The sequence below is a fragment of the Saccharothrix hoggarensis genome (assembly GCF_042678885.1).
GTDB classification, from domain to species: domain Bacteria; phylum Actinomycetota; class Actinomycetes; order Mycobacteriales; family Pseudonocardiaceae; genus Actinosynnema; species Actinosynnema hoggarensis.
Genome location: NZ_JBHTLK010000018.1, coordinates 40,899 through 52,465 on the forward strand (window position 1 = coordinate 40,899; position 11,567 = coordinate 52,465).

Annotated in this window: 13 protein-coding genes; 4 read left to right on the top strand and 9 right to left on the bottom strand. The window is 72.9% G+C overall.

The window, feature by feature from the left end; translation table 11 throughout:
* Positions 1-27: 27 nt before the first annotated feature.
* From ACFQ3T_RS06365 to ACFQ3T_RS06375, 3 genes are read right to left on the bottom strand one after another with little or no spacing between them, the layout of a single operon-like run.
* Positions 28-681, bottom strand: coding sequence for a response regulator (locus tag ACFQ3T_RS06365; RefSeq protein WP_380720997.1), 654 nt, complete (start codon positions 679-681; stop codon positions 28-30).
* Complete coding sequence (locus ACFQ3T_RS06370; protein ID WP_380721000.1) at positions 678-2,285, bottom strand: GAF domain-containing protein; 1,608 nt, start codon at positions 2,283-2,285, stop codon at positions 678-680. The genes ACFQ3T_RS06365 and ACFQ3T_RS06370 overlap by 4 nt, the downstream gene beginning before the upstream one ends.
* Positions 2,286-2,331: 46 nt before the next feature.
* Positions 2,332-2,730, bottom strand: coding sequence for a pyridoxamine 5'-phosphate oxidase family protein (locus ACFQ3T_RS06375; RefSeq protein ID WP_380721003.1), 399 nt, complete (start codon positions 2,728-2,730; stop codon positions 2,332-2,334).
* 140 nt (positions 2,731-2,870) lie between these two features.
* Between ACFQ3T_RS06375 and ACFQ3T_RS06380 the strand changes: the two genes are divergently transcribed.
* Positions 2,871-3,710: an arylamine N-acetyltransferase family protein gene (locus ACFQ3T_RS06380; protein WP_380721006.1), complete on the top strand. Its 840-nt coding sequence runs from the start codon at positions 2,871-2,873 to the stop codon at positions 3,708-3,710.
* 8 nt (positions 3,711-3,718) lie between these two features.
* Here the strand turns inward: ACFQ3T_RS06380 and ACFQ3T_RS06385 are convergent, their stop codons facing one another.
* From ACFQ3T_RS06385 to ACFQ3T_RS06400, 4 genes are read right to left on the bottom strand one after another with little or no spacing between them, the layout of a single operon-like run.
* The gene (locus tag ACFQ3T_RS06385; RefSeq protein WP_380721009.1) at positions 3,719-4,225 is read right to left on the bottom strand and encodes a hypothetical protein; all 507 of its coding nucleotides are present in this window, start codon (positions 4,223-4,225) and stop codon (positions 3,719-3,721) included.
* Positions 4,222-4,806, bottom strand: a complete 585-nt coding sequence (locus ACFQ3T_RS06390) for a hypothetical protein (RefSeq protein ID WP_380721011.1) — start codon at positions 4,804-4,806, stop codon at positions 4,222-4,224. Before ACFQ3T_RS06390 ends, ACFQ3T_RS06385 begins: the two co-directional genes overlap by 4 nt.
* Positions 4,803-5,768 (bottom strand): methylmalonyl Co-A mutase-associated GTPase MeaB, encoded by a 966-nt coding sequence (gene meaB, locus ACFQ3T_RS06395; RefSeq protein WP_380721014.1) that lies wholly within the window; start codon positions 5,766-5,768, stop codon positions 4,803-4,805. Before meaB ends, ACFQ3T_RS06390 begins: the two co-directional genes overlap by 4 nt.
* Positions 5,769-5,772: 4 nt before the next feature.
* Positions 5,773-6,960, bottom strand: coding sequence for an acetyl-CoA C-acetyltransferase (locus ACFQ3T_RS06400; RefSeq protein WP_380721017.1), 1,188 nt, complete (start codon positions 6,958-6,960; stop codon positions 5,773-5,775).
* A 125-nt stretch (positions 6,961-7,085) separates the two neighbouring features.
* Between ACFQ3T_RS06400 and mce the strand changes: the two genes are divergently transcribed.
* A complete protein-coding gene (gene mce / locus ACFQ3T_RS06405; protein WP_380721020.1) occupies positions 7,086-7,535 on the top strand; it encodes a methylmalonyl-CoA epimerase in 450 nt (149 codons plus the stop codon).
* A gap of 54 nt (positions 7,536-7,589) precedes the next feature.
* Here the strand turns inward: mce and ACFQ3T_RS06410 are convergent, their stop codons facing one another.
* Entirely contained in the window at positions 7,590-8,153 is a 564-nt protein-coding gene (locus ACFQ3T_RS06410) for a TetR/AcrR family transcriptional regulator (RefSeq protein ID WP_380721022.1), read from the bottom strand.
* A gap of 278 nt (positions 8,154-8,431) precedes the next feature.
* Positions 8,432-8,794 (bottom strand): SPW repeat protein, encoded by a 363-nt coding sequence (locus tag ACFQ3T_RS06415; RefSeq protein WP_380721024.1) that lies wholly within the window; start codon positions 8,792-8,794, stop codon positions 8,432-8,434.
* 211 nt (positions 8,795-9,005) lie between these two features.
* Here ACFQ3T_RS06415 and ccrA point away from each other — a divergent pair, with 211 nt between their 5' ends.
* Both ccrA and ACFQ3T_RS06425 read left to right on the top strand, forming a co-directional pair.
* Positions 9,006-10,319, top strand: a complete 1,314-nt coding sequence (gene ccrA, locus ACFQ3T_RS06420; RefSeq protein ID WP_380721026.1) for a crotonyl-CoA carboxylase/reductase — start codon at positions 9,006-9,008, stop codon at positions 10,317-10,319.
* A 69-nt stretch (positions 10,320-10,388) separates the two neighbouring features.
* Positions 10,389-11,567: chromosome segregation protein (locus ACFQ3T_RS06425; protein WP_380721031.1), on the top strand; the 1,179-nt coding region annotated here is incomplete at its 3' end.

Here is an 11,567-nt window from a genome sequence, read left to right on the forward strand (position 1 = left end):
GCGCCGAGCCCTGTCACACCGGCCGGCCTACCAGGCCCCGCCGCCGGCCTGCCGCCTGCGGGCGGCGTAGACGCCGGCCTCCGTGCGCCGGTCGAACCCGAGCTTGTGCAGCAGCGAGGAGACGTAGTTCTTGACCGTCTTCTCCGCCAGGAACAGCCGCGTCGCGATCTGCCGGTTGGTCAGGCCCTCGGCGATCAGGTCGAGGATGCGCCGCTCCTGCGGGCTCAGCGCCGCGTAGCGCGGGTCCTCGACCGGCCCGCCGCGCAGCCGTTGCAGCACGGTCGCGGTCACGTCGGCGTGCAGCAGCGACCCGCCCGCGGCCAGCGTGCGGATCGCGGCCACCAGGTCGTTGCCGGACACCTGCTTGAGCATGTACCCGGCCGCGCCCGCCATGATCGCGCCGAACAGCGCCTCGTCGTCGGAGTACGACGTCAGCATCAGGCACGCGGGCGGCGGCTGGACCGTCGAACGAATCTCCCGGCACACCGTGACCCCGTCCCCGTCCGGCAGCCGCACGTCGATCACCGCCACGTCGGGCCGGTGCGCGCCCGCCGCGGACACGGCCTCCGCCGCGCTCGCCGCCTCGCCGACGACCTCGATGTCGGCTTCCACGGCCAGCAGCTGGTGCAGGCCCCGCCGCACGATCTCGTGGTCGTCCACGAGCAGCACCGAGATGGTCATGTCCCTCCCTGTCCCGGCACCAGCGGCACGGACCACGTCACCGTCACGCCCCCGCCCCCGCCCTCGCCCTCGCCCTCGACCGACTCGACCTCGCACGAACCGTTCCACCGGGCGGCCCGCGCCGCCATGTTCGCCAACCCGCCCGCACCCCGGCCGCGGCGGGGCGGCAACCCGTCCCCGTCGTCGCGCACGACCAGCCGCAGCACCGTCGCCGCGCGGTCCACCTCGACCGCCACGTCGACCTTCCGCGCCGACGCGTGCCGGGCGGTGTTGGCCAGCGCCTCGCGCAGCGTGGCCAGCAGGTCCGGCCGGACGTGGTCGGGCACGACGGAGTCGAGCGGGCCGTCCAGGGCGAGCGCCGGCTCGAAGCCGAGCAGCCTGGTCGACTCCTGCACGACCTTCAGCAGCCGCGCCCGCAGGTCGGCCGTGCCCGCCGCGGGCTCCTGCAACGAGAAGATGGTGCGCCGGATCTCCCGGATCGTCTGGTCGACCTCGGTGACGAACTCCGCCAGCCGCTGCGCCACCACCGGCTGCTCCACCAGCCCGTTCAGGCTCTGCAATCCCAGACCGAGCCCGAACAACCGCTGGATGACGAGGTCGTGCAGGTCGCGGGCGATCCGGTCGCGGTCCTCCAGCACGGCCAGCCGCCGTCCCGCGCCGGTGGCCCGGGTGAACTCCAGGATCAGCGCGGCCTGCCGGGCGAACGACTCGACCAGGGCCACGTCCGACACGTCGAACGCCCGCTGGTCACGGGCCCGCGCCACCATCAGCACGCCCAGCACCCGGTCGCCCGCGGCGAGCGGCACGGCCACCACCGGGCCGACCCGGTCGCCGTCGCCGGGCAGCCCGTCGAGCACCTTGGCCGTGCCGGTGTCGAACACCTCCCGCGCCGCGCCGCCACCCACCTCGACGCCGATCGCGGGGTGCTCGCCGTCGCGGACCCGCACGGCCAGGTCGCCCTGCCCGTCGGGCAGCGCCAGCAACGCGTCGACGCCGTTCGCGGCCAGCCGGGCGCGCACCGCGACCAGGCGCAGCGCGTCCCGGTCGGGGGTGCCGGTGAGCAGCGCGTTCGTCACCTCGTTGGACGCGCGCAGCCACACCTCGCGCTGCCGCGACCGCTCGTAGAGGCGCGCGTTCTCGATCGCGATGCCCGCCGCCGCGGCGACCGCCACCACGACCTCGCGGTCGGCGCGGGTGAAGTCGGCGCCGTCCTCCTTGTCGCTCAGGTAGAGGTTGCCGAACACCTCCCCGCGCACGCGCACGGGCACGCCGAGGAAGCCGGGCGCGGCCGGGTCGAACGCGGGCGCGCCCGGCCCGTCGAAGTCGGTGTGGTGGTGGCCGTCGCCGTGGGTGAACTCCAGCAGCTGCCGGTCCGGCCCGACGACGGCCAGCGCGCCGTACCGGGCGCCGACGAGGTCGCACGAGGACTCGACGATCCGGCGCAGGACGTCGGGCAGCGACAGGTCGCTGGCCAGCGACACCACCGCGGCCAGCAGCCGGTGCAGCCGTTCCTGCGAGACCACGACCTCGGCGGTGCGGTCGGTGAGCTGGCGCAGGAGCCCGTCCAGCCGCACCGCGGCGTTCGCGTCCGGGGATGCAGGCACGCGCGACCACCCTCCGGCTCGGAGGTTCCGAGGTTAACGCCTCCGCCTAGGGGATGCGACGGCCCGTGAGGACCTCCAGGTCGACCACGAGGTAGTGGTCGCCACGGCCGTGGCCGCGCGAGGCCAGCGGCAGCTCCCGCAGCCGGGCCAGCCGCGCGGGCTCCTCCGCCTCGGTGACGTGCCCGACCGCCATCACCGACCAGCCGCAGGACAGGTCGGGGGCGACGTCGTCGATCTGGAACGCGACGATCGTGTCGCGGGCGACGAGCGTGGCGCTGCCGTCCGGCACGCGGAGCACGACGCACTCGCCGTCGAGCAGGAACACGACGGGGTGCACCACCGGCAACGCCTGGTCGGTGTAGACGAGGCGACCGACGGCGGCGGTGCCGAGCAGCTCCAGGCACTCCTCGCGGGAGAGCACCTGCAGCCCTGCGGAGTCGTACATCGCGCCCCTTCGTTCCCCCGACGGCTCGGGTAAAACGTTCGGCGCTGTGATCGTCCTTGCCTAGAGTCGGAAGTCCCGGCTTCCGCGTCCCACCCGGACGGGGAGTCCACGGCCGGGGTGTTCCGGATGGGGGATCGACGATGGCCCAGCTCGACGTGCCCGCGCTCCTGCGCCGCCTCGGCGTGGCCGACGCCGAGCCGCCCAGCGCGGCGGCGCTGGCCCGGTTGCACCGGGCGTTCGTGGAACGGGTGCCGTACGAGACGGTGGAGATCCAGCTCGGCCGGGTGACGTCGCTGGACCCGCTCGACTCGGCGGCCCGCGTGCTGGCCGGCCGGGGCGGGTACTGCTTCCACCTCAACGCCGTGTTCGCCGAGCTGCTGGGCGCGCTCGGCTACCACGTGACCAGGCACCCCGGCGGCGCGCAGATGACGCCCGCCGACGCGCCGGGCATCCACCTGAACCACCTCGCGCTCACCGTGCGCGACCTGCCGGACTCCGCTGACGCCTGGCTGGTGGACGTCGGGCTGGGCGACGGCCCGCACGCGCCGTTGCCGCTGGTGGAGGGCAGCCACCGGCAGGGCCCGTTCACGTTCGTGCTGCGCCCGTCGGAGGTCGCTCCGGGCGGGTGGCGGTTCGAGCACGACGCGCGGGGCAGCTTCCACGCGATGGACTTCGCGGCCGACACCGTCACCGTCGACCACTTCGCCGAGCGGCACGTCCACCTGTCCACGTCACCCGAGTCGGGGTTCGTGCGCACGTTCTGCGTGGAGCGGACGGACGCCGAGGGCTGGGACGTGCTGCGCGCGCTGACCCTGTCCCGGATCGGGGAGACGACCACGAAGACCGTGCTGGACGACCGGGCCGACTGGTTCGCCGCCCTGGCCGACGTGTTCGGCCTGGTGGTCGCCGACGAGGACCGCGAGCCGCTGTGGCGCAAGGCGGTGGCCCAGCACGAGGCGCGCCTGGCCACCGCGTCCTGAACCGCCCGCTAACCCGCGAAGTGCGGCACCAACCCGCGGTAGAGCTGCGGTGCGAACCGCCGCAGCGCCAGGTCCAGCGTCTCGCCGCCGATCTCGTCGGCCAGCCGGATCCAGTTCCCGTGCACGGTCTTCGGCACGCTCCGGTACGTGGCGGCGAAGGCCTCCGGGTCCCTCGGCGTCAGCTGGAGCCACAGCGACGGCTTGGGCTCGGCGGACCGCGCCAGCGCCACCCCGGCCAGCTCGTACCAGGGCACGGCCCACGTCGCGCCCTTCTCCTCCCAGCGCAACCCCTGGTGCTCCACGACGAGCCGGCGCAGCCGGGCCTTGCGCCGCCAGACGCCGCCGCCGATGAGGCCGCCGAGCGCGACCAGCGGGCCGACGAACATGGCCGCGAGGTGGCCGTCGGCGTACGACAGGAACATCATCACGATGCCGAAGGCGAGGAACCCGAGCTGGACGGCGAGCCCCGCGCGCCGCTCGGCCCGGTTGCCGAAGGGGATCTCGATCGCGTTCACGACAGCCCCACCGTGACGCCCTCGTCCTGCACGCCGCGGTACAGGTGCGGCGCGAACCCGAGCACCGCGCCCTCGATCACCCGGATCAGACCGGCCGCGTCGCCCAGCGGCATCCGGTAGACGCCATCCTGGCGGGCCAGGTGCGCCATGTCGGCGTGCCGCGCCCGGAACGCGGGCGCATCGGCGGGCAGCAGGTCGAGCCGGACCATGGTCTTGCGCACGGCCGAGTCCGCCGGGTGGAACACCCGTTCCCGCGTCCGCGAGAGGCGCACCGCGCCCAGCTCCGGCCACGCCACGGCCCACGGCGCGCCCGCCGGGTCGTCCCACCGCACGCCGGACGGCTCCAGCACGAGCATGCGCGGCCGGGAGATCCGCTTCCAGTTGACGATCGCGCCGACCGTGATGCCGGTGAACGCCACCCCGATCACCAGCCCGATCGTCCCGCCGACGCCCTCGCCGTCCGCGTACGCGGTCACCGCGCCGACCAGTGCCGCCACGCCGAGGGCACCGGCCACGGCACCCCCGACCAGCACGCGACGGACGTCCCTCTTGCCTATGTCGATCACCACCGGCGTCGTCATGCCCCTACCCCCTCGACCAGTCGATCAGCCGCAGCGTAGGGGTCCAACTCGCCCGCCACGACCCGTTTGGCGAGGGTTTCGAGCGCGGCCGCGCCGCGCAAGCCGCCGATCCGGGAACGCAGCCGCTCCAGCGCGATGGCCTCGACCTCGCCCGCGGCCCTGGTCGCGCGGCGTCGTTCCAGCTCACCGCGGTCGACCAGCCAGGCGTGGTGCGCGTCGATGGCGTCCACGACGTCGCCGAGCCCTTCGGCGCGCGACGCGACGGTCTTCACCACCGGAGGCCGCCACAGACCGCCCTCGCGGTCCCGGCGACCCAGCGAGATCATGTGCTTCAGGTCGCGCGCGGTCTGGTCGGCGCCGTCGCGGTCGGCCTTGTTGACCACGAACACGTCGGCGATCTCCAGGATGCCCGCCTTCGCGGCCTGGATGCCGTCGCCCATGCCGGGCGCGAGGAGGACCACCGTGGTGTCGGCCAGCGACACCACCTCGACCTCGGACTGGCCCACGCCGACCGTCTCCACCAGCACGACGTCGCAGCCCGCCGCGTCGAGGACGCGCAACGCCTGCGGCGTGGCCCAGGACAGCCCGCCGAGGTGGCCTCGGGTGGCCATGGACCGGATGAACACGCCGGGGTCGGTGGCGTGCTCGCCCATCCGCACCCGGTCGCCGAGCAGCGCGCCGCCGGAGAACGGCGACGACGGGTCCACGGCCAGCACGCCGACCCGCTTGCCGCGGGCGCGGTAGGCCGCGACGAGCGCCGACGTGGACGTCGACTTGCCCACGCCCGGCGCGCCCGTCAGGCCGATGACCTGGGCGTTCCCGCAGAACGGCGCGAGCGCGCCCGCCACCTCCCGCAGGTGGGGGCTGGCGTCCTCCACCAGGGAGATCAGCCTGGCGACCGCGCGCGGTTGGCCTTCACGCGCGCGGCCGACCAGTTCTGCTACGTCGACGGTGCGGCCCACACCGCTAGACCTTGGGGACGCGGACGATCAGGGCGTCGCCCTGACCACCGCCACCGCACAAGGCGGCCGCCCCCACGCCGCCACCGCGGCGCTTCAGCTCCAGCGTGAGGTGCAGCGCGATGCGGGCGCCCGACATGCCGATCGGGTGCCCGAGCGCGATCGCGCCACCGTTGACGTTGACCTTGTCCTCCGAGAGGCCCAGCTCCCGCATCGAGACGATGCCGACCGCGGCGAACGCCTCGTTGATCTCGACCAGGTCGAGGTCGGACGGGTCGATGCCCTCCTTGGCGCACGCCGCCTTGATCGCGTTCGACGGCTGCTGGTGCAGGCTCGCGTCGGGGCCCGCGACCACGCCGTGCGCGCCGATCTCGGCCAGCCAGGTCAGGCCCAGCTCCTCGGCCTTGGCCTTGCTCATCACGACCACGGCCGCCGCGCCGTCGGAGATCTGCGACGCCGAGCCCGCGGTGATCGTGCCGTCCGGCGCGAACGCCGGGCGCAGCTTGGCCAGCGTCTCCGGGGTGGTGTCGCCGCGCACGCCCTCGTCCTCGTCGAACAGGATCGGGTCGCCCTTGCGCTGCGGGATGGCGACCGGCGCGATCTCCTCGGCGAACACGCCGTTCCCGGCGGCCTTGGCGGCGAGCTGGTGCGACCGGGCGGAGAACGCGTCCTGCTCCTCGCGGGTCAGGCCGTGGCGCGCGTTGAACTTCTCCGTGGACATGCCCATCGCGACCTGGTCGAACGCGCAGAACAGGCCGTCGTGGGACATGTGGTCGAGCATCGTCACGTCGCCGAACTTGAAGCCGCCGCGCGACTTCTGCAGCAGGTGCGGCGCCTGGGTCATCGACTCCTGGCCACCCGCCACCACGATGTCGAACTCACCCGCGCGGATGAGCTGGTCGGCCAGCGCGATCGCGTCGATGCCGGAGAGGCACACCTTGTTGATCGTGAGCGCGGGCACGGTCATCGGGATGCCCGCGTTCACCGCGGCCTGGCGCGCCGGGATCTGGCCCGCGCCCGCCGTGAGCACCTGGCCCATGATCACGTACTGCACCTGCTCGGGCGCGACACCGGCCCGCTCCAGGGCCGCCTTGATCGCGACGCCGCCGAGCTGGGCGCCGGAGAAGTCCTTCAACGATCCGAGCAGTCGCCCCATCGGGGTTCGGGCCCCGGCGACGATGACGGAACCGGACACAGCAGCCTCCACAGCGGGTGTAAGCGGTTGTTAACTCGCCACGATACCCACGGTTACCGCGGAGTAGCCGTGTGAGGCGTCGCACAGCGGGACCTGCACCGATTCGGTCACTAGGGTTGGCGGACATGCAGGAAGAACTCCGCGGGCTCGTCACCGCCATCGACCACGTCGGGATCGCCGTGCCCGACCTCGACGCCGCGATCGCGTTCCACCGCGAGCACTTCGGCCTGGAGATCGCCCACGAGGAGGTCAACGAGGAGCAGGGCGTGCGCGAGGCGATGCTGCGCGCGCCGGGCGACGACGGGACGGGCACCGCCGTGCAGCTGCTCGCGCCGTTGACGCCGGAGTCGACCATCGCGAAGTTCATCGGCCGGTCCGGCCCGGGCCTCCAGCAGCTCGCCTACCGGGTGTCCGATGTGGACGCCGCCGCCGACGCGCTGCGCGCCAAGGGCTTGCGGCTGCTGTACGAGCAGGCGCGGCGCGGCACGTCCAACAGCCGCGTCAACTTCGTGCACCCCAAGGACGCGGGCGGCGTGCTGGTCGAGCTGGTGGAACCGGCCGCGACGCGCCACTGACCCCGTTCACCTGCCCACCCGTTCACCTGCCCACCCGTTCCCCTGCTCACCCGTTCACCGGGGCCGTTCGAGCGCGGCGGCCACGAAGGTCAGCTCCAGGTCCATCCGGTCGTCGGCGTCCGGCGCGTGCCGGGCCACCGAGTGCCGGTAGCTGACGGCGAGCGCGAGCAGCGCGGAGGCGCTGTCGACGTCCTTCGTGGCCACCGCCGCGCCGCCGGCGGCGATGATCACGTTGCGGATCTGCCGCACCACCGACTGGTAGCGCTCGTGCAGCGCGTCCCGGACCGCCTTGTGCGTGTCCGCCTCACGCCACAGCAGGTGGCTGAGCAGCGGCGACGCGTTCAGGCGCGCGTCCAGCGCGGCCACGAGCCGGCGCAGGCTCTCCGCGATGTCGCCGACCACGACCACCCGCCGGGCGTCCACGTTCCCGTCCGGGAGCCGCTGCACCAGCGCGGCCAGCAGGTCGGACTTGCGGCGGAAGTAGTAGTGCACGAGCCCCTTGGGCACGGCCGCCCGTTCGGCGATGCGCGACGTCGGCGTCGCGTCGAAGCCCGACTCGGCGAACAACTCCTCGGCCGCTTGCAGGATCCGTTCCCTGGCCGACGAGTCCTCTGCCAACGCTGTGCGCCCTTCTGTGTTGGATTGCCTCGGCTCCGCCGAGGCGGGGCTCGCCCGCCTGGAAGTCGGTCATCCGCCGGCGGTTCCGGGACGATCGAAAAGCGTGATCGTCCCGGAAGCGACGGCGGATGACCGACGCGGGCTCGCCGCTGTGGTTCAGTGTGGTGGCTCCGGTTGTCACGGAGCCGGTGTGCGGTGGTGCCGGTTACTGGGCGGTGGGTGGCGGTGCCTGTTACCGCATGGTGGTGCGGTGTGAGCGCCGCCGGGTTTGGTGGTGGTCAGGCGGTGCCGGCGATTCGGCCGCTGTGCGCGGCGTTCGCCAGCGGGATCGCCATCGCGCCTGCGGCGATGGTGAGCAGGCCGCCGATCCACGACACCCACGACGCCGCCATCAGGTCGCTGTAGCCCATCACCCACGGGGAGATGAACAGCAGCGCGCCGAGGACCATCTGGAACCACTCGCCGTAGACCATCCCGGGCCTGGCGAGCGACACGAGGCCGTCGACGGCGATCAGTGCGCCGAGCACGATCATCGTCCACATGGCCGCGTTGGTCGTCTCCACCACCAGGGGCGAGAGCAGCACGAGCACGCCGATGACGACCTCGGCCCAGTCCTGCCACCTGGTCCACGCCTTAGCCATGAGCTGTACCTCCGTCCTCCTCCATCGGACAGCGTCGATGGTGCGCTTGGTTGGCCGCCCGGTCAAGAACGACCGATCGGGCGAAAACCCAGTGCAGTGGCTCACAGCGCCCGTTCTGAATCGGTTACCCGTGGGTAACCTCCGGCAACCTGCGTGGCCTTCTACAACGCCACCGAAAACCATCCCGAGCCCCCTATTGGGAGGGAACGCCGTGCAGAAGATCCTCGACGCGATCCTCGCCGACGAATTGGACGCGATCGGTTCGCTGGACGTACCCGAGAGCTACCGGGGCGTGACCGTGCACGCCGACGAGGTCAAGATGTTCGAGGGTCTGGAGACCAAGGACAAGGACCCCCGCAAGTCGCTGCACGTCGACGAGATCCCGACGCCCGAGCTGGCCCCCGGTGAGGCGCTGGTGGCCGTGATGGCCAGCGCCATCAACTACAACACCGTGTGGACCTCGATCTTCGAGCCGCTGTCCACGTTCGCGTTCCTCAAGAAGTACGGCGGCCGCCACGACCAGCCGTACCACGTGGTCGGCTCCGACCTGGCGGGCGTGGTGCTGCGCACCGGCCCCGGCGTGAACGCGTGGAAGCCCGGCGACCGGGTCGTCGCGCACTGCCTGGACGTGCAGCTGGAGCACCCGGACGGGCACGGCGACACCATGCTCGACCCCGAGCAGCGCATCTGGGGCTTCGAGACCAACTTCGGCGGCCTGGCCGAGATCGCCCTGGTCAAGGCCAACCAGCTGATGCCGATGCCCGACCACCTGACGTGGGAGGAAGCGGCATCACCCGGTCTGGTGAACTCGACCGCGTACCGGCAGCTGGTGTCGACCAACGGCGCGAACATGAAGCAGGGCGACACCGTCCTGATCTGGGGCGCGTCCGGCGGCCTGGGCTCGTACGCGACCCAGTTCGCGCTCAACGGCGGCGCGACCCCGGTGTGCGTCGTGTCGTCGCCGGAGAAGGCCGAGATCTGCCGCAAGATGGGCGCGGAGCTGATCATCGACCGCAGCGCCGAGGGCTTCAAGTTCTGGAAGGACGAGCACGAGCAGGACCCGCGCGAGTGGAAGCGGCTCGGCGCGAAGATCCGCGAGCTGACCGGCGGCGACGACCCGGACATCGTGTTCGAGCACCCGGGCCGGGAGACGTTCGGCGCGTCGGTCTACGTGGCGCGCAAGGGTGGGACGATCGTGACCTGCGCCTCCACCAGCGGGTACATGCACCAGTACGACAACCGGTACCTGTGGATGCACCTCAAGCGGATCGTCGGCTCGCACTTCGCGAACTACCGGGAGGCGTGGGAGGCCAACCGGTTGATCGCCAAGGGGAAGATCCACCCGACACTGTCCAAGGTGTACTCGCTGGAGGAGACCGGGCAGGCCACGAACGACGTGCACCGCAACGCGCACCAGGGCAAGGTCGGCGTGCTGGCGCTGGCGCCGTCCGAGGGCCTGGGCGTCCGCGACCACGAGATGCGCGCGAAGCACCTGGCGGAGATCAACCGATTCCGGGGCGTGTAAAGCGAAATCACCCCCGATGTGCGGCCGGCAGGTGCCGGCCCCACGTCGGGAGCGGGTAGCGTGAGCGGCATGGGCCTCGCCGACGACCGTGACCTCGTCCCCCTGGGATCCGGCTTCGACATCGTCAAGCGCGGGTACGACCGCGCCCAGGTCGAGGACCACCTAGAGCGGTTGGACTCCGACCTGCGCCTCCTCGCGGCCGACCGCGACGCCGCCGTCTCGCAGACCAACGACCTGGCCCGGCAGCTGGAGGCGGCCCGGTCGGAGATCGCCGAGCTGCGCGGCCAGGTGGAGCGGCTGTCGTTGCCGCCCACCACGCTGGAGGGCCTGAGCGAGCGGTTGCAGCGGATGCTGCGGCTCGCGCAGGACGAGGCCAACGAGATCAAGGCCCGCGCCGAGGCCGAGGGCGGGCACATCCGCGCCAAGGCCGAGTCCGACGCGGGCGTGCTGCGGGCCCGGTACGAGAAGCTGATCGCCGAGCTGGACCAGCGGCGCGCCGAGATGGAGGCCGAGCACCGCGGCGTGCTGGAGCGGGCGCGCGCCGAGGCCGACCGGATCGTGGGCGAGGCCAAGGCCGAGGCCGCGCGGCTGGACGAGGAATCCCTCCAGCGCCGGAGCACGGTCGAGGAGGACTTCGAGATCGCGATGGCGGCCCGCCGGGTCGAGTCGATGAAGACGCTGGCCGAGCAGGAGGCGTCGTCGAAGGCCGAGGCCGAGCGGCGGCTGCGCGAGGCGGCCGAGGAGGCCGCGCGCGTCCGCGCCCAGATCGCCCAGGAGCAGGCCGCCTCGAACGCGGAGGCCCAGCGCCTGGTGCGCGAGGCGACCGAAGAGGCCAACCGCCGCCGCCACGACTCGATCAGCGAGGCCACGGCACGCGTGCAGGAGGCCACCGACGAGGCGAACCGCCGCGTTCGCGAGGCCACGGAGGAGTCGAACCGCCGGGTCGCGCAGGCGACCCAGAAGGTGGACGCGCTCAAGCAGCTCCGCAACCGCCTGTCGCAGCAGCTCCACGCCGTGCGGAGCGCGCTGCACGACGTGACGCCCCTCCTCGACCCGCTGGAGGAGGAGCGCCCGCGGCCGTCGGCCACCGCCCCTGACCAGCCCGTCACCGCCGCTCAGGCTCCCGCGGTCGATCAGCTGCCCGTGGCCCAGGCGCCACCGGCGCAGGCCCCGGCTTCCCAGGCACCGGTCGCCCAGCCCCCGGTCGCGCCGCCCGTGCCCGCTGCTCCGGCTTCCGGCGCCCACCCG